This window comes from Streptococcus mitis (assembly GCF_003944325.1).
Classification (GTDB): domain Bacteria; phylum Bacillota; class Bacilli; order Lactobacillales; family Streptococcaceae; genus Streptococcus; species Streptococcus mitis_CW.
This window is the reverse complement of the sequence record NZ_RJPX01000033.1, coordinates 1-22527: the sequence shown is the minus strand read 5'-3', so window position 1 is coordinate 22527 and position 22527 is coordinate 1. Positions and strand designations below refer to the sequence as shown.

Annotated in this window: 19 protein-coding genes and 3 pseudogenes; 16 read left to right on the top strand and 6 right to left on the bottom strand. The window is 42.8% G+C overall.

Annotated features, from left to right (window positions below; translation table 11 throughout):
- Positions 1-401: 401 nt before the first annotated feature.
- From D8787_RS08815 to D8787_RS08800, 4 genes are read right to left on the bottom strand one after another with little or no spacing between them, the layout of a single operon-like run.
- Positions 402-1061, bottom strand: a complete 660-nt coding sequence (locus tag D8787_RS08815; protein ID WP_125422974.1) for an amino acid ABC transporter permease — start codon at positions 1059-1061, stop codon at positions 402-404.
- 9 nt (positions 1062-1070) lie between these two features.
- The gene (locus tag D8787_RS08810; protein WP_125422971.1) at positions 1071-1748 is read right to left on the bottom strand and encodes an amino acid ABC transporter permease; all 678 of its coding nucleotides are present in this window, start codon (positions 1746-1748) and stop codon (positions 1071-1073) included.
- Positions 1749-1760: 12 nt separating this feature from the next.
- On the bottom strand, positions 1761-2555 hold the full coding sequence (locus tag D8787_RS08805; RefSeq protein WP_125422968.1) for a transporter substrate-binding domain-containing protein: 795 nt from the start codon (positions 2553-2555) through the stop codon (positions 1761-1763).
- A 10-nt stretch (positions 2556-2565) separates the two neighbouring features.
- Entirely contained in the window at positions 2566-3324 is a 759-nt protein-coding gene (locus D8787_RS08800; RefSeq protein WP_001229571.1) for an amino acid ABC transporter ATP-binding protein, read from the bottom strand.
- 176 nt (positions 3325-3500) lie between these two features.
- Between D8787_RS08800 and recJ the strand changes: the two genes are divergently transcribed.
- From recJ to D8787_RS08765, 6 genes are all read left to right on the top strand, one after another.
- Positions 3501-5723 carry a single-stranded-DNA-specific exonuclease RecJ gene (gene recJ / locus D8787_RS08795; protein ID WP_185776786.1) on the top strand — a complete coding sequence of 741 codons (2223 nt, stop codon included), beginning with the start codon at positions 3501-3503 and terminating at the stop codon, positions 5721-5723.
- Positions 5724-6093: 370 nt separating this feature from the next.
- Positions 6094-7755 (top strand): ribonuclease J, encoded by a 1662-nt coding sequence (locus tag D8787_RS08785; RefSeq protein WP_125422962.1) that lies wholly within the window; start codon positions 6094-6096, stop codon positions 7753-7755.
- 67 nt (positions 7756-7822) lie between these two features.
- The gene (locus D8787_RS08780; protein ID WP_125422959.1) at positions 7823-8602 is read left to right on the top strand and encodes an alpha/beta hydrolase; all 780 of its coding nucleotides are present in this window, start codon (positions 7823-7825) and stop codon (positions 8600-8602) included.
- A 62-nt stretch (positions 8603-8664) separates the two neighbouring features.
- Positions 8665-9366: a M57 family metalloprotease gene (locus tag D8787_RS08775; protein WP_125422956.1), complete on the top strand. Its 702-nt coding sequence runs from the start codon at positions 8665-8667 to the stop codon at positions 9364-9366.
- Between the two features lie 38 nt (positions 9367-9404).
- Positions 9405-11252: an excinuclease ABC subunit UvrC gene (gene uvrC / locus D8787_RS08770; RefSeq protein ID WP_125422953.1), complete on the top strand. Its 1848-nt coding sequence runs from the start codon at positions 9405-9407 to the stop codon at positions 11250-11252.
- The gene (locus D8787_RS08765; RefSeq protein WP_125422950.1) at positions 11242-12075 is read left to right on the top strand and encodes a metallophosphoesterase family protein; all 834 of its coding nucleotides are present in this window, start codon (positions 11242-11244) and stop codon (positions 12073-12075) included. Before uvrC ends, D8787_RS08765 begins: the two co-directional genes overlap by 11 nt.
- A 65-nt stretch (positions 12076-12140) precedes the next feature.
- On the opposite strand, the gene D8787_RS08760 is transcribed toward D8787_RS08765, so the two are convergent.
- Entirely contained in the window at positions 12141-12941 is an 801-nt protein-coding gene (locus D8787_RS08760) for an amino acid ABC transporter substrate-binding protein (RefSeq protein WP_125422947.1), read from the bottom strand.
- A gap of 171 nt (positions 12942-13112) precedes the next feature.
- Here D8787_RS08760 and D8787_RS08755 point away from each other — a divergent pair.
- The 10 genes and pseudogenes from D8787_RS08755 (at position 13113) to rplA (ending at position 21920) form a co-directional block, all read left to right on the top strand.
- A pseudogene (locus D8787_RS08755) lies at positions 13113-13717 on the top strand (nitroreductase family protein).
- 13 nt (positions 13718-13730) lie between these two features.
- A complete protein-coding gene (gene pepV / locus D8787_RS08750) occupies positions 13731-15131 on the top strand; it encodes a dipeptidase PepV (RefSeq protein ID WP_125422944.1) in 1401 nt (466 codons plus the stop codon).
- Between the two features lie 53 nt (positions 15132-15184).
- Positions 15185-15763, top strand: coding sequence for a uracil-DNA glycosylase family protein (locus tag D8787_RS08745; protein ID WP_125422941.1), 579 nt, complete (start codon positions 15185-15187; stop codon positions 15761-15763).
- Positions 15764-16014: 251 nt separating this feature from the next.
- Positions 16015-16302, top strand: a complete 288-nt coding sequence (locus D8787_RS08735; RefSeq protein ID WP_125422935.1) for a rhodanese-like domain-containing protein — start codon at positions 16015-16017, stop codon at positions 16300-16302.
- A 172-nt stretch (positions 16303-16474) separates the two neighbouring features.
- Entirely contained in the window at positions 16475-17800 is a 1326-nt protein-coding gene (gene brnQ / locus D8787_RS08730) for a branched-chain amino acid transport system II carrier protein (protein ID WP_185776785.1), read from the top strand.
- Positions 17801-18050: 250 nt separating this feature from the next.
- Positions 18051-19088, top strand: coding sequence for a M42 family metallopeptidase (locus D8787_RS08725; RefSeq protein ID WP_125422929.1), 1038 nt, complete (start codon positions 18051-18053; stop codon positions 19086-19088).
- A gap of 1 nt (position 19089) precedes the next feature.
- Positions 19090-19560 (top strand): annotated as a pseudogene (locus tag D8787_RS08720) (HIT family protein).
- Positions 19561-19562: 2 nt separating this feature from the next.
- The gene (gene ldcB, locus D8787_RS08715) at positions 19563-20279 is read left to right on the top strand and encodes an LD-carboxypeptidase LdcB/DacB (RefSeq protein ID WP_125422926.1); all 717 of its coding nucleotides are present in this window, start codon (positions 19563-19565) and stop codon (positions 20277-20279) included.
- A 319-nt stretch (positions 20280-20598) separates the two neighbouring features.
- A complete protein-coding gene (rplK, locus tag D8787_RS08705; protein WP_001085807.1) occupies positions 20599-21024 on the top strand; it encodes a 50S ribosomal protein L11 in 426 nt (141 codons plus the stop codon).
- Between the two features lie 206 nt (positions 21025-21230).
- The gene (gene rplA / locus D8787_RS08700; protein WP_125422920.1) at positions 21231-21920 is read left to right on the top strand and encodes a 50S ribosomal protein L1; all 690 of its coding nucleotides are present in this window, start codon (positions 21231-21233) and stop codon (positions 21918-21920) included.
- 361 nt (positions 21921-22281) lie between these two features.
- Here rplA and D8787_RS08695 read toward each other — a convergent pair.
- Positions 22282-22527, bottom strand: a pseudogene (locus tag D8787_RS08695) (transposase); the annotation flags it as partial.

Here is a 22527-nt window from a genome sequence, read left to right as displayed (position 1 = left end):
CCTTTAACCGCATTCAAACGTCTCACACTAACTTCCACCATAGCGGAACTTAATCTGAAACGCTTTCAGATGAGAGGATTTTGTGCGCTCTTTTTTTCGATTCAGTTTGGTTAAAAAAGCAATAAAATCAAGCATTAGTAAAACCAGTGGAACTTACCCTGACACGGATTTCCACTGGTTTTTACAATTTTTATCAGACTAACTTCCACTTGGATTAGCGGTGGAACTTAGTTTGGGAATTTACCCTCATCAAAAAAACTCTCCAATTTAACTGGAGAGTGGCTGTTTATACTCAATGAAAATCAAAGAGCAAACTAGGAAGCTAGACGCAGGCTGCTCAAAACACTGTTTTGAGGTTGCAGATGGAAGCTGACGTGGTTTGAAGAGATTTTCGAAGAGTATTATTCTGCAGCTTGTTGCCAACGTTTGGCTAGCATATGAGACAGGCTAGAAATGGCTAGGTTAAAGCTGAAGTAGATGAGGGCAATCAGGATATAAAGACTGAAGACCTGCTCTGGTTCGAAATAACGGCCCATGAGAATTTGGCTGGCTCCAAAGAGTTCTTGTAGGGCGATAACAGAGTAGAGAAGACTGGTATCCTTAATCACGGTTACAAACTGAGAAATGATGGCTGGTAGCATTTTACGGATAGCTTGTGGAAGAATGATGTGGTAGAGGATTTGGGTTGAGGTAAATCCTTGCGACATTCCTGCTTCGTACTGTCCCTTGTCCACAGCATTGAGACCGCCTCGGATAATCTCAGCCAAGGCTGCTGAGGTAAAGAGAGTAAAGGCAGTGATACCAGCTGGAGTGGACTTCATCTTGAACACTAAAAAGATAGTGAAAATCCAGAGAAGGTTGGGAACATTACGTACAAATTCGATGTAAATGCTGGAAATAATACGCAAGATAGGATTTTTCCCATTTCTCATGACCGCTAGAACTGTACCGATAAGTGTAGAGAGGACGATGGCAATCAGAGAAATGTAGAGGGTCAAGCCAAATCCTTTAAAGATAAAGATTAGGTTATCTGGGGTCAAAACTTCTAAAATGGATTCCATAGTAACCTCCTAAAGTGAATAGGCTTTTTTGTTGGCTTGCTCCATCTTGCGACCAAACTGGGCAACAGGGAAGCAAAGAGAAAAGTAGAGCAGGGCAGCGCCTAGAAAGGCTGGAATGTAGTTTCCGTTGAGAGCCGACCAAGACTTGGTCACAAACATCAAGTCTACGCCAGAGATGATAGCGACTGTCGAGGTATTCTTGATGAGGTTGACGATTTGGTTGGTCAAAGGAGGGAGTATGATACGAAAGGCCTGAGGTAAGATAATCAAGCGCATGGCACTGATATAGGTAAAACCTTGCGACAAGGCGGCCTCCATCTGACCGCTAGGAATAGACTGAATACCTGAGCGAATAACCTCGGCGATATAGGCGCCGTGATAGAGACCCACGCAGAGAACAGCCGTCCAATAAATCGGAATCATGATGATATGGTCACTGATAAGAGGTAGGCCATAAAAAACGATAACAAACTGCACCAAGAGGGGAGTATTTTGATAAAATTCCACAAAGACGCGAGCTAAAATACGTAAAATAGGACGTTTGCTGCTTGACATGGCTCCAAAGAAGATGCCCAAAACCATGGCTAGGATAAAGGATCCGATTGCTAGGGCAAGGGTGAAGAGGAAACCATTGAAAAATTGTCCAAAATCCTGAAAATAGGCAGTCCAAGATGATAAATCTGTCATAGGGTGTCCTCCTTAATCTGCAGTATGGCTAGATGGTTTGAGCTTATAACGGTCATAAAGTTTTTGCAAACTGCCATCCTTGCTCCATTTGGTGACCAAGTTATCGAGATAGTCGTTGAGCTCGGTATTTGATTTCTTGGTAACAATACCGTAGTCAGATGGCTTGAAACTATCATCTAGTAGTTCTGTGCGTTTACTGATGTAGCCAGACAGAATCGAGCGGTCAACGGAAAAGGCATCGATACGATGAGCATGCAGGGAAGTAATCAATTCTGGGTAGGAACCAAGTTCGACGAATTTAAACTTCAGACCTTTCTTTTTACCCAGTTCAGTAATCAGGCGTTGGGTGATAGAACCTTGGGCAACACCGATGGTTTTTCCGTTTAGGTCCTCAATGCTTTTGATTTTGGCAGACTTATTGACCAAAAATCCAGAGGCATCCGTGTAGTAAGGGCTGGTGAAGTTATAGAGTTTTCTGCGTTCGTCTGTGATGGTAAAGGTCGCGATATCCATATCGACCTGTTCATTGTCTAGAAGGGGTCCGCGAGTTTGTGCTGTAACCGGCACATAACGAACCTTGACCTTGAGCTCATCAGCTACCATCTTGGCCAAGTCCGTTTCGATACCAGAATAGGTCCCTGTCTTGGGATCCTTGTAGCCAAAATTGGGAACGTCTTGTTTGACACCGACAACTAGCTCGCCTCTCTTTTGAATATCTGCGACAGTGGTATCAGCCTGAACTGGTTTTGCAGCAACCAGGCCCAAAAGGCTAATCAATATTGTTGATAAAAAGAATTTCTTTTTCATAGGCGCCTCCTTATTTGACTTTGTCACTTTCATGGTTGATGATTTTGCTGAGGAATTGTTGGGCACGAGGCTCGCTTGGATTGTCGAAAAAGTCATCGACATCTGTCGTATCCACCAAAACTTCTCCGTCGGCCATAAAGATGATGCGGTCCGCAACTTCACGGGCAAAGCCCATTTCATGGGTGACGACTATCATATTCATACCCTCGTGGGCTAATTTTTGCATAACTGCTAGAACATCGCCGATAGTTTCAGGGTCAAGGGCAGATGTTGGCTCATCAAAGAGGAGGAGCTCAGGATGCATAGCAAGACCACGAGCGATGGCAATCCGTTGTTTTTGTCCACCAGACAGCATAGCTGGATAAGAATCTTTCTTGTCCCACATATTTACAAATTCCAGATATTTTTGGGCTGTCTTTTCAGCTTCTTTTTTATCAATTCCTAGAACTTTTATGGGTGCAAGTGTTACGTTTTCTAACACTGTTTTGTGTGGATAGAGGTTGAAATGCTGGAAAACCATGCCAACTTCTTTGCGAAGAGGTACCAAATCTTTCTGGCTAGCACCGGCAACCTGATGACCATTGACTAGAAGACTTCCCTTGTCAACAGCCTCCAAACCATTGATGGTGCGGATAAGAGTGGACTTCCCAGAACCAGAAGGGCCAAGGAGGACAACAACTTGTCCTTTTTCAAAACGGAGATTGATGTCGCGGAGTGCGTGGTAGTCTCCGTAATATTTTTCGACATGTTCAAATTCTACTAAAGCCATAAGGAATCTCCTTTGTGTTAGATTTTATAACATGATTCTACACCAAAAGAATGGCCTTGTCAAATCATATCTGAAAAAATTCACTAAAATTTTATAAAAAAGCAATCTGGATAGAGAAAAAGCCTAAATCGTGTTATAATGAAGCAATAGAATTCTTAGAAAGAGTGGATGTCTTTTTGATAACACCTACTTATGAATGGCAGTTTGCCCCGCAGGTAGAAGATGCGGATTTTACAAAGATAGCCAAGAAGGCTGGACTGGGTCCTGAGGTGGCTCGGTTATTATTTGAGAGAGGGATTCAGGACCAAGAAAGTCTGAAAAAATTTTTAGAACCTTCTTTGGAGGACTTGCATGACCCTTATCTACTCCATGATATGGATAAGGCAGTGGCTCGTATTCGTCAGGCCATCGAAGAAGGGGAAAATATTCTCATCTATGGAGACTATGATGCGGATGGCATGACTTCGGCTTCGATTGTGAAGGAAAGTTTGGAACAGCTTGGTGCTGAGTGCCGTGTTTACCTGCCCAATCGTTTTACTGATGGCTATGGTCCAAATGCTAGTGTTTATAAATACTTTATCGAGCAAGAAGGGATTTCCTTGATTGTGACGGTGGATAATGGGGTTGCGGGTCACGAGGCTATTGCATTAGCCCAGTCTATGGGAGTGGATGTTATTGTAACTGACCACCATTCTATGCCTGAAACCCTGCCTGATGCCTATGCCATTGTCCATCCTGAACATCCTGATGCGGACTATCCTTTCAAATATTTGGCTGGTTGCGGAGTGGCCTTCAAGTTGGCTTGTGCCCTTTTAGAAGAAGTACAAGTGGAATTGCTTGATTTGGTCGCTATTGGTACCATTGCTGATATGGTGAGTTTGACGGATGAGAACCGTATCTTGGTTCAGTATGGGTTGGAAATGTTGGGACACACTCAGCGTATTGGTCTACAAGAAATGCTGGACATGGCTGGGATTGCTGCCAACGAAGTAACAGAAGAAACGGTTGGTTTCCAGATTGCCCCTCGTTTGAATGCCTTGGGCCGCTTGGATGACCCTAATCCAGCTATTGATTTGCTGACTGGCTTTGATGATGAGGAAGCGCATGAGATTGCCCTTATGATTCACCAGAAAAACGAAGAGCGTAAGGAAATCGTTCAGTCAATTTATGAAGAAGCCAAGACCATGGTGGATCCTGAGAAGAAGGTTCAAGTCTTGGCCAAGGAAGGCTGGAATCCTGGGGTTCTAGGTATCGTGGCAGGTCGTTTGTTGGAAGAATTGGGACAGACAGTTATTGTTCTTAATATAGAAGAAGGTCGTGCCAAGGGTAGCGCTCGTAGTGTGGAAGCAGTCGACATTTTTGAGGCTCTGGATCCCCATCGAGACCTCTTCATAGCCTTTGGCGGCCATGCTGGCGCAGCAGGAATGACGCTGGAAGTGGAGAAACTCTCAGATTTGTCTCAGGTCTTGGAAGATTATGTCCGTGAAAAAGGCGCAGATACTGCTGGCAAGAACAAGTTAAATTTAGATGAAGAACTGGATTTGGAGACACTTAGCTTGGAAACGGTCAAAAGTTTTGAACGTTTGGCACCTTTTGGCATGGACAATCAGAAACCTGTCTTTTATATAAAGGATTTTCAGGTCGAAAGTGCCCGTACTATGGGGGCAGGCAATGCCCATCTCAAGTTGAAAATTTCCAAGGGTGAGGCGAGTTTTGAAGTGGTAGCCTTTGGCCAAGGCAGATGGGCGACAGAGTTTTCTCAAACCAAGAATCTAGAGCTGGCAGTCAAATTGTCTGTCAACCAATGGAATGGTCAAACTGCCCTCCAGTTGATGATGGTGGATGCGCGTGTGGAGGGTGTTCAACTTTTTAACATCCGTGGGAAGAATGCAGTCTTGCCAGAAGGGGTTCCAGTCTTGGATTTTGCTAGAGAACTGCCAGATATAGCGACTAATGAAGCTGTTGTCGTAAAAACTATTCCTGAGGATATTACCTTGCTGAAGACCATTTTTCAGGAGCAGAATTTCTCTGCTGTCTATTTCAAAAATGATATTGACAAGGCCTACTATCTGACAGGTTATGGGACTAGAGAGCAGTTTGCAAAATTGTACAAGACCATTTACCAGTTTCCAGAGTTTGATATTCGCTACAAGCTGAAGGATTTGGCAACTTATCTCAATATCCAACAAATCTTGCTGGTCAAGATGATTCAAGTATTTGAAGAACTAGGCTTTGTGACAATCAAAGATGGTGTTATGGCAGTCAACAAAGAGGCATCAAAGCGGGAAATCGGAGAAAGTCAGATTTACCAAAATCTCAAACAAACCGTTAAAGACCAAGAAATGATGGCGCTGGGTACCGTGCAAGAAATTTATGACTTTTTAATGGAAAAAGAGTAGACGTAGGAAAGAGTTGGGCAACCAGCTCTTTTTTGAAAACAAATCTTCATTTTGAAAATCATCAAAAAAATGGTATAATGGTAGGAAAAGATTCGGCTAATACTCAATGAAAATCAGAGAGCAAACTAGGAAGCTAGCCGCAGGTTGCTCAAAGCACTGCTTTGAGGTGGTAGATAAGACTGACGAAGTCAGCTCAAAGCACTGCTTTGAGGTTGTGGATAGAACTGACGAAGTCAGTAACCATACCTACGGTAAGGCGAAGCTGACGTGGTTTGAATCTGATTTTCGAAGAGTATAAAAGTAATAGTGCTTTTAGAATAAAAGGGTAAGCAACCCTATAATCAAGATAAATTAAGCTTTCGGAGGAAAAATGAGTAATATCAGTTTAAAAACGCTTGGTGGTGTACGTGAAAATGGGAAAAATATGTATATCGCTGAAATCGATGGGTCTATTTTCGTTTTGGATGCAGGTCTCAAATATCCTGAAAATGAACAACTAGGGGTGGACGTCGTTATTCCAAATATGGACTACCTTTTTGAAAATAGCGACCGTATCGCTGGGGTTTTCTTGACTCACGGCCATGCGGATGCCATTGGTGCTCTGCCTTATCTCTTGGCGGAAGCCAAGGTGCCTGTATTTGGCTCTGAGTTGACCATTGAGTTGGCCAAACTCTTTGTCAAGGGAAATGATACAGTTAAGAAATTCAATGATTTCCATGTCATCGATGAGGATTCGGAGATTGATTTTGGAGGGACTGTGGTGTCCTTCTTCCGTACGACCCACTCTATTCCAGAAAGTCTGGGTGTGGTCTTGAAGACAGCTGAAGGTAGTATCGTTTATACAGGTGACTTCAAATTTGACCAGACAGCTAGTGAATCCTATGCGACAGACTTCGCTCGTTTGGCAGAAATCGGTCGTGACGGAGTTTTAGCTCTGCTTAGTGATTCAGCCAATGCGGATAGCAATATTCAGGTGGCTAGCGAAAGTGAAGTTGGGGATGAAATCACTCAAACTATTGCAGACTGGGATGGTCGTATCATCGTTGCGGCGGTAGCCAGCAACCTCTCTCGTATCCAGCAGGTATTTGACGCTGCGGATGCAACAGGTCGTCGTGTGGTCTTGACAGGATTTGATATTGAAAATATCGTCCGTACTGCTATTCGCCTTAAGAAATTGTCTCTTGCTAACGAGAGCCTTTTGATTAAGCCAAAAGATATGTCTCGCTTTGAGGACCATGAGTTGATTATCCTTGAGACAGGGCGTATGGGTGAGCCTATCAATGGTCTTCGCAAGATGTCGATTGGTCGCCACCGTTATGTGGAAATCAAGGACGGTGACTTGGTCTATATCGTAACGACTCCGTCTATCGCTAAAGAAGCAGTTATGGCGCGTGTGGAAAACATGATTTACCAAGCTGGCGGTGTTGTCAAACTGATTACTCAAAGCTTGCGTGTGTCAGGTCACGGAAATGCGCGTGATTTGCAGTTGATGATCAATCTCTTGCAACCTAAGTATCTCTTCCCAATTCAAGGGGAATACCGTGAGTTAGATGCTCATGCTAAGGCTGCGATGGCAGTAGGTATGTTGCCAGAACGTATTTTCATCCCTAAAAAGGGAACCAGCATGGCTTATGAGAATGGAGATTTTGTCCCAGCTGGAGCGGTTTCGGCAGGGGATGTCTTGATTGACGGGAATGCCATTGGTGATGTTGGTAATGTAGTCCTCCGTGACCGTAAGGTCTTGTCAGAGGATGGTATTTTCATCGTAGCAATCACAGTTAACCGTCGTGAGAAGAAAATTGTGGCCAAGGCTCGTGTTCACACGCGTGGATTCGTTTATCTCAAGAAGAGCCGCGATATTCTCCGTGAAAGTTCAGAATTGATTAACCAAACGGTTGAAGAGTACCTTCAAGGAGATGACTTTGACTGGGCAGATCTCAAAGGGAAGGTTCGTGATAATCTGACCAAGTACCTCTTTGACCAAACCAAGCGTCGTCCAGCTATTTTACCAGTAGTTATGGAAGTAAAATAATCGTTGAAATAAACAGAGAGAAAGTCGAATTTCGGCTTTTTCTTATAGAAAAATAGAGGAAAAAATTATGGCAGTAATGAAAATCGAGTATTACTCACAAGTCTTGGATATGGAGTGGGGGGTGAATGTTCTTTACCCCGATGCCAATCGAGTTGAAGAACCAGAATGTAAAGATATCCCTGTCTTGTACCTCTTGCACGGGATGTCTGGTAATCATAATAGTTGGCTTAAGCGGACCAATGTGGAACGTTTGCTTCGCGGAACTAACCTTATCGTCGTCATGCCCAATACCAGCAACGGTTGGTACACCGATACCCAGTATGGTTTCGACTATTACACAGCTCTAGCAGAGGAATTGCCACAGGTCCTGAAACGCTTCTTCCCTAATATGACTAGTAAGCGTGAAAAGACCTTTATCGCTGGTCTCTCTATGGGGGGCTATGGCTGCTTTAAATTGGCTCTTGCTACAAATCGTTTCTCTCATGCAGCTAGTTTTTCAGGTGCCCTTAGCTTTCAAGATTTTTCTCCTGAAAGCCAAAATCTGGGAACACCGGCTTATTGGAGAGGAGTGTTTGGGGAGATAAAAGATTGGACAGCTAGTCCTTATTCTCTTGAAAGTTTGGCTAAAAAATCGGATAAAAAAACCAAGCTTTGGGCTTGGTGTGGCGAGCAGGATTTCTTGTACGAAGCCAATAATCTAGCAGTGAAAAATCTTAAAGGACTGGGCTTTGATGTGACCTATAGCCATAGCGCTGGAACTCATGAGTGGTACTATTGGGAAAAACAATTGGAACGGTTCTTAGCAACCCTACCGATTGATTTTAAATTAGAAGAGAGATTGTCATAATTTAGTTTTCTTTCAGCTTGTTTTAGTAAAATAGTCTTTATTTTCTAGAAAGGTGGAGGGACATGCGCTGGCTTTTTCGTTTGATAGGAGCTTTCTTTTCTTTTGTGTGGCGTTTGTTTTGGCGCCTGGTTTGGATTGTTTTTCTTTTATGCACTCTTGCTTTTGGATTTCTCTGGTATCTGAACGGGGATTTTCAAGGAGCGCTAAAGCAAGCAGAACGGTCAGTCAAGATTGGTCAACAAAGTATCGACCAATGGGAAAAAACAGGGCAACTGCCTAAGTTGAACCAGACAGATAGCCACCAGCATTCTGAAGGAAGATGGCCACAGGCTTCTGCTCGTATTTACTTGGATCCCCAGATGGATTCACGCTTTCAAGAAGCTTATTTAGAAGCAATCCAGAATTGGAATCAAACTGGTGCTTTTAACTTTGAAATTGTGACTGAGTCCGGCAAAGCGGATATCTTGGCTACTGAGATGAATGACGGAAGCACTCCTGTGGCAGGAGAGGCGGAAAGTCAGACCAATCTCTTGACGGGGCAATTCTTGTCTGTAACGGTGCGCCTGAATCACTATTATCTGTCTAATCCAGACTATGGCTATTCCTATGAGCGCATTGTCCATACGGCAGAACATGAGTTGGGTCATGCGATTGGCTTGGACCATACAGATGAAAAGTCTGTCATGCAGCCAGCAGGTTCTTTTTATGGTATCCAGGAAGAGGATGTTGAAAGACTTCGAAAATTATATGAGACCAATGAGTAGGGGACTATCTTTCCCTACTTTTTTGCTATAATGGAATTATGAACAACTTGATTAAATCAAAACTAGAGCTTTTGCCGACCAGCCCTGGTTGTTACATTCACAAGGATAAAAATGGCACCATTATCTATGTAGGAAAGGCTAAAAACCTGCGTAACCGCGTGAGGTCTTATTTCCGCGGAAGTCATGATACTAAGACAGAGGCTCTGGTATCTGAAATTGTAGATTTTGAATTTATCGTTACGGAGTCCAATATTGAGGCACTTCTCCTAGAAATCAACCTGATCAAGGAAAATAAGCCCAAATACAATATCATGCTCAAAGATGACAAATCCTATCCTTTCATCAAAATCACCAATGAGCGCTATCCTCGTTTGATTATTACTCGTCAGGTCAAGAAAGACGGCGGTCTCTATTTTGGTCCTTATCCAGATGTGGGCGCAGCCAATGAAATCAAGCGATTGCTGGATCGGATTTTTCCTTTTCGTAAGTGTACCAATCCTCCTTCTAAGGTTTGTTTTTATTACCATATAGGCCAATGCATGGCCCACACCATCTGTAAGAAGGATGAGGCCTATTTCAAGTCCATGGCTCAGGAGGTTTATGACTTCTTAAAAGGGCAGGATGACAAAATCATCGATGACCTCAAGAGGAAAATGGCAGCGGCAGCTCAGACTATGGAATTTGAGCGTGCAGCGGAATACCGTGACCTAATTCAGGCCATTGGAACGCTTCGAACCAAGCAACGGGTCATGGCTAAGGATCTCCAAAATCGGGATGTCTTTGGCTACTATGTGGACAAGGGCTGGATGTGTGTTCAGGTTTTCTTTGTTCGTCAGGGCAAGCTTATTGAGCGCGATGTCAATCTTTTCCCTTATTATAATGATCCGGATGAGGACTTTCTAACCTATGTGGGACAATTCTATCAAGAAAAATCTCACCTGGTTCCCAATGAGGTACTGATTCCGCAGGATATTGATGAAGAAGCCGTCAAGGCCTTGGTGGATACCAAGATTCTCAAACCCCAGCGTGGAGAGAAAAAACAGCTGGTCAATTTGGCTATAAAGAATGCTCGAGTCAGTCTAGAGCAGAAGTTCAATCTGTTAGAAAAATCTGTCGAAAAGACACAAGGGGCTATTGAAAATCTGGGACGTTTGCTTCAAATCCCAACTCCAGTTCGCATTGAGTCCTTCGATAACTCCAACATCATGGGGACCAGTCCTGTTTCAGCCATGGTAGTCTTTGTCAACGGAAAACCTAGTAAGAAGGATTACCGTAAGTATAAAATTAAGACTGTGGTTGGACCAGACGACTATGCCAGTATGAGAGAGGTTATCCGCAGGCGTTATGGTCGAGTTCAACGTGACGGTTTGACTCCTCCAGATTTGATTGTGATTGATGGAGGACAAGGTCAAGTCAATATTGCCAAGCAGGTTATCCAAGAAGAACTGGGCTTGGATATCCCCATTGCAGGTCTGCAAAAAAATGACAAGCACCAAACCCATGAATTGCTCTTTGGAGATCCGCTGGAGGTGGTGGAGTTATCTCGCAATTCTCAGGAATTTTTCCTCCTCCAACGCATCCAAGATGAGGTTCACCGATTTGCTATTACTTTCCACCGCCAACTGCGCTCCAAAAATTCCTTTTCATCCCAATTGGATGGGATTGAAGGTTTGGGGCCTAAACGCAAGCAAAATCTCATGAAACATTTCAAGTCTTTGACCAAAATCAAGGAAGCCAGTGTGGATGAGATTGTCGGAGTTGGAGTACCAAGAGCAGTAGCAGAGGCTGTGCAAAGAAAGTTGAGTCCGCAGGAAGAAGTGGAATTAGCTCAAGTGGCGGAAGAAAGAGTAGATTATCAAACAGAAGGAGACCATCATGAACCATAAAATCGCAATTTTATCAGATATTCATGGCAATACAACTGCCCTAGAAGCAGTGATTGCAGATGCTAAAAACCAAGGAGTCAGTGAATACTGGCTTCTGGGAGATATTTTTCTTCCTGGTCCAGGTGCAAATGACTTGGTAGCCCTGCTAAAGGACCTTCCTATCACAGCCAGTGTTCGAGGAAATTGGGATGATTGTGTCCTTGAGGCCTTGGATGGTGAATACGGTTTGGAAGATCCACAAGAAATCCAGTCAATGCGAATGACCCAGTTTTTGATGGAGCGAATGGATCCTGCAACGATTGTCTGGCTACGAAGCTTACCATTGCTGGAGAAGAAAGAAGTTGAGGGACTGCGTTTTTCTCTCTCTCATAATTTACCTTACAAAAATTATGGGGGTGACTTGTTGGTTGGGAATGATACAGAAAAATTTGACCAACTGCTAGATGAGAAAACGGACGTGGCAATCTATGGTCATGTCCACAAGCAGTTGCTTCGCTACGGCAGTCAAGGGCAACAAGTCATCAATCCAGGGTCGATTGGCATGCCCTATTTTAATTGGGAGGCGTTAAAAAATCACCGTGCCCAGTATGCCGTGATAGAAGTTGAAGATGGGGAATTGGTAAATATCCTATTTCGTAAAGTCGCTTATGACTACGAAGCGGAGTTGGAATTGGCTAAGTCCAAGGGGCTTCCCTTTATCGAAATGTATGAAGAACTACGTCGTGAAGATAACTATCAGGGGCACAATCTGGAATTATTAGCAAGCTTAATAGAAAAGCATGGGTATGTAGAAGATGTGAAGAATTTTTTTGATTTTTTGTAAGAGTTCCCTAAGATAACCAATGCAAACTAAAAGCGATTGGCTGGTCCAATCGCTTTTAGTATATCTTATTGTAATTGAGATTTATCTGGGAGATAAGAACCACCTAGATAAGTATTGCTAAGTTTTTCAAGGGTTCCGTCTTGATAGAGTTCTTTGAGCGCTTTATCAAATTTCTCTTTTAACTCCTTTTGGTCGCTTGAGAAAACGATGTAGTTGTTGGGGCTATCTGCAGAAGGTAAATCAACGACTGAGAGATCTAAGCCACGGTCCTTGATAATCTTTTGAACGGATACCTTGTCAAAAACTAGGAAATCAAATTCACCGTTAGAAAGGTCAAGGATTCGTTTACCGATATCCTCACCAGAAAAATCAATTGTAGCGGGATTGTCAGTGTGTTTTTGATTCCAGTTATTGATGAATTGAGCATTTGAAGTTCCAGTATCCTCTTGAGTTGTCTTGCCAGCAATTTGGTCAAGTGAAGTCAGAGGATTTTTCTTGTTGCTGACAAGGACGAGGGGATTGTTCGAAATTGGAAGTGAGTAAAGGTATTTTTCAGCACGCTCTTTTGTGTAACTCAAGTTATTGGCTGCAGCCTGATAGTGACCAGAATCAAGTCCTGGAAAGATACTCTCCCAAGCAGTTCTTTGGAATTGAATCTCGTAGTCGCTGAGTTTTTCATCCACTGCTTTCAGAACTTCGACATCGAAGCCTGTCAGATTGCCTTTATCTTCGTAGTCAAATGGTGGTACATCACCAGCTGTAGCAACGACGATTGTCTTTTGAGAGCTGGTCTCTTTGGGTGTGGCTTGATTCCCGCAGGCAACCAAAAATGGTAGGATGGCTAGTAATAGGCTAAATTTTTTCATAATGTCTCCATTCAAATGTAAAGTTACCTGCTAGTTTATCAGAAACATTCCCGATGAACCAATATATATTTTTTATGGTTGTGATAAAAAAACTTAATCATGAAAAATCCCTGCAAGCTCTTTCAAATTATGGTAGAATGGAAGCAGTAGAATTAGAAAAGGAAATCGATTATGAAATTTCTTGAATTAAATAAAAAACGTCATGCGACCAAGCATTTCACTGATAAGCCTGTGGATCCTAAAGATGTGCGTACGGCTATCGAAATCGCAACCTTGGCTCCAAGCGCCCACAACAGCCAGCCATGGAAATTTGTGGTGGTTCGTGAGAAAAATGCGAACTAGCAAAATTGGCTTATGGTTCAAACTTTGAACAGGTATCATCAGCGCCTGTAACTATTGCCTTGTTTACAGATACAGATCTGGCTAAACGTGCTCGTAAGATTGCCCGAGTTGGTGGAGCAAAGAATTTCTCAGAAGAACAACTACAATACTTCATGAAGAACTTGCCTGCTGAATTTGCCCGTTACAACGAACAACAGGTCAGCGACTACTTGGCTCTCAATGCAGGTTTAGTTGCCATGAACTTGATTCTCGCTCTTACAGACCAAGGAATCGGATCAAATCTTATACTTGGATTTGACAAATCAAAAGCCAACGAAGTTTTGGATATCGAAGACCGTTTCCGTCCAGAACTTTTGATTACAGTGGGGTACACAGACGAAAAATTGGAACCAAGCTACCGCTTGCCAGTGGATGAAATCATCGAGAAAAGATAGAAAGAAGAAAAAAATGACAGCAATTGATTTTACAGCAGAAGTAGAAAAACGCAAAGAAGACCTCTTGGCTGACTTGTTTAGCCTTTTGGAAATCAACTCAGAACGTGATGACAGCAAGGTTGATGCTGAACATCCATTTGGACCTGGTCCAGTAAAAGCATTGGAAAAATTCCTTGAAATCGCTGACCGAGATGGCTATCCAACTAAGAATGTTGATAACTACGCAGGACATTTCGAGTTTGGTGACGGAGAAGAAGTTCTCGGAATTTTTGCCCACATGGACGTGGTGCCAGCTGGTAGCGGTTGGGACACAGATCCTTACACACCAACTATCAAAGACGGCCGCCTTTATGCGCGTGGGGCTTCGGACGACAAGGGGCCTACAACAGCTTGTTACTATGGTTTGAAAATCATCAAAGAATTGGGTCTTCCAACTTCTAAGAAAGTTCGCTTCATCGTCGGAACAGATGAAGAATCAGGCTGGGCAGACATGGACTACTACTTCGAGCACGTAGGACTTGCGAAACCAGACTTCGGTTTCTCTCCAGACGCTGAATTCCCTATCATCAATGGTGAAAAAGGAAATATCACAGAATACCTCCACTTTGCAGGAGAAAACAATGGTGTCGCTCGTCTTCACAGCTTTACGGGTGGCTTACGTGAAAACATGGTACCTGAGTCAGCAACAGCAGTTGTTTCAGGTGACTTGGCTGACTTGCAAGCCAAACTAGATGCCTTTGTTGCAGAACACAAGCTCAGAGGAGAAATTCAAGAAGAAACTGGCCAATACAAGGTGACGATTATTGGTAAATCAGCCCATGGTGCTATGCCTGCTTCAGGTGTCAATGGTGCAACTTACCTGGCCCTCTTCCTCAGCCAGTTTGACTTTGCTGGTCCAGCAAAAGACTACCTTGACATCGCTGGAAAAATTCTTTTGAATGACCATGAGGGGGAAAATCTCAAGATTGCTCATGTGGATGAAAAGATGGGTGCTCTGTCTATGAATGCGGGTGTCTTCCGCTTTGATGAAACAAGCGCTGACAATACTATTGCCCTCAACATCCGCTATCCAAAAGGAACAAGTCCAGAGCAAATCAAGTCAATCCTTGAAAACTTGCCAGTTGCTTCTGTTAGCTTGTCCGAACACGGACATACGCCTCACTATGTGCCAATGGAAGATCCACTTGTGCAAACTTTGTTGAATGTCTATGAAAAACAAACAGGCCTACAAGGTCATGAACAAGTTATCGGTGGTGGTACCTTTGGTCGCTTGCTAGAAAGAGGTGTTGCCTATGGTGCCATGTTCCCAGACTCAATTGACACCATGCACCAAGCCAATGAATTTATCGCCTTGGACGATCTCTTCCGAGCAGCAGCAATCTATGCCGAAGCTATTTACGAATTGATCAAATAAAACGATAGAAGTCTGAGATTGTATGCTTAGACTTCTTTTTGGAGGGAAAATAGATGTCTCAAATCGAAAGAATCAAGCAGGCTATTATGGCAGATCCGCAGAATGCCAGCTATACCGAACGCGAAATAGAGCCTCTCTTTGCAGCGCCAAAGACTGCTCGCATCAATATCATCGGTCAAGCGCCTGGCCTTAAAACTCAAGAAGCAGGCCTTTACTGGAAAGATAAGAGTGGTGACCGATTGCGGGAGTGGCTAGGTGTGGATGAGGACACCTTTTACAATTCAGGCTACTTTGCTGTTCTGCCTATGGATTTCTACTTTCCAGGGCATGGCAAGTCAGGTGATCTGCCACCGAGAACTGGCTTTGCCGAAAAATGGCATCCTCAGCTCTTGCAAGAATTACCAGATATTCAGTTAACTCTCTTGATTGGGCAATATGCCCAAGCCTATTATTTACAAGAGAAAATCAGTGGCAAGGTGACAGAACGAGTAAGATATTACCAGAACTACTTGCCAACCTATTTTCCACTGGTTCACCCCTCACCGCGAAATCAAATTTGGATGGCCAAAAATCCTTGGTTTGAGGCAGAAGTGGTGCCAGATTTGAAAAAAAGAATTAAAACAATTTTATAGTCAATGAAAATCAAAGAACAAACTAGGAAGCTAGCCGCAGGCTGCTCAAAGTACAGCTTTGAGGTTCTGGATGGAACTGACGAAGTCAGCTCAAAACACTGTTTTGAGGTTGTGGATAAAACTGACGAAGTCAGCTCAAAGCACTGCTTTGAGGTTGCAGATAAAACTGACGAAGTCAGTTACATATACGCACGGTAAGGCGACGCTGACGTGGTTTGAAGAGATTTTCGAAGAGTATTAGGAGAAAAAGAATGAAAGAAATAACCTTTGACGCATTTTACCAGCTTTACCAAAACGACCAACTTTCTCTCGTGGACGTGAGAGAAGTGGATGAGTTTGAAGCTCTTCATTTAGAAGGTGCTCACAACCTACCTCTTAGTCAATTGGCTGATAGCTATGATCAGTTGGACAAGGACCTCTTGCATTATGTCATTTGTAAAGCTGGGGTTAGATCAGCGCATGCTTGTCAATTCCTAGCTGAACAAGGTTATAATGTTATCAATGTACAAGGTGGTATGACTGCCTTTGAAGAACTCTAAACGTAAGAATTTTCTCCTACTTGGTTTTGTCTAGGTAGGAGAGTTTTATTTTTAGATAATTCATACTTTTTAGAATCTTAAAAACATTTAACATTTTACTTCGTGATGCTTTTTTCAGACTCCTAATCATGGTATACTAAGTCAGTATTTTATAAATATGAAGGAGATTTTCATGGCTAAAAAAGGTGCCCTAACAGGTTTGCTCCTGTTTGGAATATTTTTTGGTGCGGGGAACTTGATTTTTCCGCCTTCTCTAGGTGCTCTATCTGGAGAACATTTTCTTCCTGCCATCGCAGGTTTTGTCTTTTCAGGCGTCGGTATCGCCGTCTTGACCCTTATTGTTGGAACGCTAAATCCTAAAGGATATATTCACGAGATTTCAACAAAGGTGTCGCCTTGGTTTGCGACTCTGTATCTCGTAGTTCTCTATTTGTCAATTGGTCCATTCTTTGCTATTCCACGTACTGCTACAACGGCTTACGAAGTAGGGATTAGCCCCCTTTTGTCGGATGCAAATAAAGGTCTAGGTTTGATTGTCTTTACTCTTCTTTACTTTGCGGCAGCGTATCTAATCTCGCTCAATCCATCTAAAATCTTGGACCGTATCGGTCGTATTTTAACACCAGTTTTTGCGATTTTGATTGTAATCTTGGTTGTTCTAGGAGCTATCAAATACGGTGGAACAAGCCCTCAAGCTGCTTCAGCAGCTTATCAAGCTTCTGCTTTTGGTACAGGTTTCCTCGAAGGTTACAATACCTTGGATGCCCTTGCCTCAGTTGCCTTTAGTGTAATCGCAGTTCAAACCTTGAAACAACTTGGATTTTCAAGTAAGAAAGAATACATTTCGACTATTTGGGTGGTTGGTATCGTTGTTGCCCTTGCTTTCAGCGCTCTTTACATTGGTTTAGGTTTCCTTGGAAATCATTTCCCAGTACCAGCTGAAGCGATGAAAGGTGGAACACCAGGTGTTTACATCTTGTCACAAGCCACTCAAGAAATCTTTGGCTCAACAGCTCAACTCTTCCTTGCAGCTATGGTTACCGTAACCTGCTTCACAACAACAGTTGGTCTGATTGTGTCAACAGCTGAGTTCTTTAATGAGCGTTTCCCACAAATCAGCTACAAGGTTTATGCGACAGCCTTTACTTTGATTGGATTTGCCATTGCTAATTTAGGTCTTGATGCGATTATCAAGTACTCCATTCCAGTACTAGTTATCTTGTACCCAATCACGATTGCCATCGTCATGATTGTCATTGTCAACAAATTTGTGGCCCTTTCAAAACCAGGTATGCAGTTGACAATTGCTGTGGTTACAGCTATTGCCATTGCAAGCGTACTAGGAAGCTCATTTAAGGTTGAGTTTCTTGCAAACCTTGTTAACGCTCTTCCTTTGGCTAAGGCATCTCTCCCATGGTTGGTGCCAGCTATTGTCGGAATCTTGCTCTCATTGGTTCTACCAAACAAGCAAGAAAGTGATGTTTTTGAAATGGAATAATCACTAATACTCTTCGAAAATCTCTTCAAACCGCGTCAACGTCGCCTTGTCGTATGTGTAGGATACTGACTACGTCAGTTCCATCTACAACCTCAAAACAGTGTTTTGAGCAACCTGCGGCTAGTTTCCTAGTTTGCTCTTTGATTTTCATTGAGTATAAAATCACTTTTGTGGCCAAGTCTACAGGAGTGATTTTCTTTTTTTATCCGATGATAAATGTGTTATAATAGGTAGCAAAAGAGGTGAAGAAATGAATCAAACAGTAGAATATATCAAAGAACTGACAGCCATTGAGTCGCCAACCGGCTTCACTCGTGAGATTTCAGACTATTTAGTCAAGACTCTAGAAGGTTTTGGCTACCAGCCGGTTCGCACAGCCAAGGGCGGTGTCAATGTAACCATCAAAGGTCAAAATGATGAGCAATACCGCTATGTGACTGCCCATGTGGACACGCTTGGTGCCATTGTCCGTGCTGTCAAACCAGACGGCCGTCTCAAACTGGATCGTATCGGTGGCTTTCCTTGGAACATGATTGAAGGAGAAAACTGTACCGTTCATGTGGCTAGCACAGGTCAAAAGGTATCAGGAACCATCCTTATACACCAAACTTCTTGCCATGTCTACAAGGATGCAGGAACTGCAGAACGTACGCAGGACAACATGGAAGTACGTTTGGATTCAAAAGTAACTAATGAAAAAGAAACTCGTGCCTTGGGAATTGAAGTCGGTGATTTTATCAGTTTTGACCCACGAACTGTCGTGACCGAGACAGGTTTTATCAAGTCTCGTCATTTGGATGATAAAGTCAGTGCAGCGATTTTGCTCAACCTGCTTCGTATTTATAAGGAAGAGAAGATTGAGTTGCCTGTAACAACCCATTTTGCTTTTTCAGTCTTCGAAGAAGTGGGACACGGTGCAAACTCTAATATCCCTGCTCAGGTAGTAGAATATCTGGCTGTGGATATGGGAGCCATGGGCGATGACCAGCAGACAGACGAATACACAGTGTCTATCTGTGTCAAGGATGCTTCAGGGCCTTATCACTATGACTTCCGTCAACATTTGGTCGCTTTGGCGAAAGCACAAGATATTCCATTTAAGCTAGATATCTATCCATTTTATGGTTCGGACGCTTCAGCAGCCATGTCTGCAGGGGCAGAGGTTAAACATGCCCTTCTTGGTGCTGGTATCGAGTCTAGCCATTCTTATGAGCGTACCCATATTGACTCGGTGGTCGCAACAGAGCGTATGGTTGATGCCTATCTTAAAAGCGCATTGGTAGACTAATATGTGCCTAATTTGTCAGAGAATTGAGCTCATCAAGGCTGGGGAAAATCCTTACTTTGTCAAAGAGTTGGAAACAGGCTATCTTGTCATTGGAGATCACCAGTATTTTGCAGGCTATAGTCTTTTTCTAGCCAAGGAACACGTCACGGAATTGCACCATTTAGAAAAGGAAACGAAACTCCGTTTTCTAGAGGAAATGAGTTTGGTCCAAGAGGCAGTTGCCAAGGCCTTTGCTACCTAGAAAATGAATATCGAACTGCTAGGAAATGGTGATGCCCATCTTCATTGGCATCTGTTTCCTAGACGAACAGATGATATGAACGGCCACGGTCTCAAAGGTCGTGGGCCAGTTTGGTGGGTTCCCTTTGAAGAAATGACGGCAGAAACCTGCCAAGTAAAACCAGATGAGATTAAAAGATTAGTCAAATGTTTATCGTCAGAACTAGATAAACTATTAGAAATAAAGGAGTAGAGATGAAAAAAAGATACCTTGTCTTGACAGCCTTGCTAGCCTTGAGTCTAGCAGCTTGTTCACAAGAAAAAGCAAAAACTGAAGATGGCGCAGCTAAGACAGAACAAGCCGCCAAGACTGATGGAACAGTTGGCAGTAAATCTCAAGGAGATGCCCAGAAAAAAGCAGAAGTGGTCAACAAAGGAGACTATTACAGTATCCAAGGAAAATACGATGAAATCATCGTAGCCAATAAGCACTATCCTTTGTCAAAAGACTACAATCCAGGGGAAAATCCGACAGCCAAGGCAGAGTTGCTCAAACTCATCAAAGCTATGCAAGAGGCAGGTTTCCCAATCAGTGACCATTATAGTGGTTTTAGAAGTTATGAAACTCAGACCAAGCTCTATCAAGATTATGTCAATCAAGATGGGAAGGCTGCAGCTGACCGATACTCTGCCCGTCCTGGCTATAGCGAACACCAAACAGGTTTGGCCTTTGATGTGATTAGCACAAATGGAGAATTGGTGACAGAAGAAAAAGCAGCCCAATGGCTCTTGGATCATGCTGCTGATTATGGCTTTGTTGTCCGTTATCTAAAAGGTAAGGAAAAGGAAACAGGCTATATGGCTGAGGAATGGCACCTTCGTTATGTCGGAAAAGAAGCCAAAGAAATTGCTGAGAGTGGTCTCAGTTTGGAAGAATACTATGGATTTGAAGGCGGAGATTACGTCGATTAATACTCTTCGAAAATCTCTTCAAACCACGTCAGCGTCGCCTTACCGTAGGTATGGTTACTGACTTCGTCAGTTCTATCCACAACCTCAAAACAGTGTTTTGAGCTGACTTCGTCAGTTTTATCTGCAACCTCAAAGCGGTACTTTGAGCAGCCTGCGGCTAGCTTCCTAGTTTGCTCTTTGATTTTCATTGAGTATAAAAAATAAACTTTTCTCTTGCAATTATAGATAAATAGTGTATAATAGATGAGTATGTGTAAAGCATACTTGTGGGAGGTAAAAATCTCTAATTACCGCCAAAACCACAAAGGAGGATTTAAAAATGGCTAAAAAAGTCGAAAAACTTGTAAAATTGCAAATCCCTGCTGGTAAAGCTACACCAGCTCCACCAGTTGGACCTGCTCTTGGTCAAGCTGGTATCAACATCATGGGATTCACAAAAGAGTTCAACGCTCGTACAGCTGACCAAGCTGGTATGATCATTCCAGTTGTTATCTCAGTTTACGAAGATAAATCATTTACTTTCATCACTAAAACACCACCAGCTGCTGTTCTTTTGAAAAAAGCTGCAGGTGTTGAAAAAGGATCAGGTACACCTAACAAAACTAAAGTTGCTACAGTTACTCGTGCACAAGTACAAGAAATTGCAGAAACTAAGATGCCAGATTTGAACGCAGCAAACGTAGAGTCTGCAATGCGTATGATCGAAGGTACTGCTCGTTCTATGGGATTCACTGTTGTTGACTAATCAATAACACAGTAGAAAATCTCACAGCAGTCTATTAGTTGCTTTTCATACTAGGCAAGTGACTGATGCTTGTACTTGGGTACAGCAAGGGAACTTAAGGCCGTAGGAAAAGAGTCTAATAGACTGAAAACCCGCAAGACTTCATCATTTCGAGAAGTGACGTGGGAGATGAAAATCGATTGAACCACTTACAAGGAGAATAGAAAATGGCTAAAAAAAGCAAACAACTTCGTGCTGCTCTTGAGAAAATCGACAGCACAAAAGCATACAGCGTAGAAGAAGCTGTAGCACTTGCAAAAGAAACTAACTTTGCAAAATTTGACGCAACTGTAGAAGTTGCTTACAACTTGAACATCGACGTTAAAAAAGCTGACCAACAAATCCGTGGAGCAATGGTATTGCCAAACGGTACTGGTAAAACTTCACGCGTTCTTGTTTTCGCACGTGGTGCAAAAGCTGAAGAAGCAAAAGTTGCTGGTGCAGACTTTGTTGGTGAAGATGACCTTGTTGCTAAAATCAACGACGGTTGGTTGGACTTCGACGTAGTTATCGCTACACCTGATATGATGGCTCTTGTTGGACGTCTTGGACGTGTCCTTGGACCACGTAACTTGATGCCAAACCCTAAAACTGGTACTGTAACAATGGATGTTGCTAAAGCAGTAGAAGAGTCTAAAGGTGGTAAAATCACTTACCGTGCTGACCGTGCAGGTAACGTTCAAGCAATCATCGGTAAAGTATCATTTGAAGCTGAAAAATTGGTTGAAAACTTCAAAGCTTTCAACGAAACAATCCAAAAAGCAAAACCAGCTACAGCTAAAGGAACTTACGTAACAAACTTGACTATCACAACTACTCAAGGTATTGGTATCAAAGTTGACGTAAACTCACTTTAATCAGTAGTTTATATCAGAGAACGAGTACGAAAGTGCTCGTTTTTTTGGGTACGACGAGTATGTCGTTCATCTGAGCTGCAACTCCTCTTTGGGGACTATCTACTAGTGAACCTATATGAGTAAACTAGGTGAGCAATTGATACTCTTCAAAAATCTCTTCAAACCACGTCAGCGTCGGCTTGCTGTATATATGTTACTGACTTCGTCAGTTCTATCTACAAACTCAAAGCGCTGCTTTGAGCAACCTGCGCCTAGCTTTCTAGTTTGCTCTTTGATTTTTATGGAGTATGAATTCGAACTAGAGAGATAATAATAAATTTATGCTATAGTCATGGTAGACTATATGCTTTTGATTCTATAGTCAATTGAAACAAGAACAAGACAAAAGAGCCTCGAAAAAAGGTATTACAACTCGGTAATGCCTTTTTGAGGTGCTTTTTGATATGAGCCCATGTTTTCTCAATAGGATTGTACTCAGGTGAGTAGGGAGGAAGAGGTAAAAGTTTATGCCCAAACTCTTCACACAAGAGTTCTAGCTTACCCATTCTATGGAATCTTGCATTATCCATAATGATAACTGATGGTTTGTTTAAGGTTGGTAAGAGAG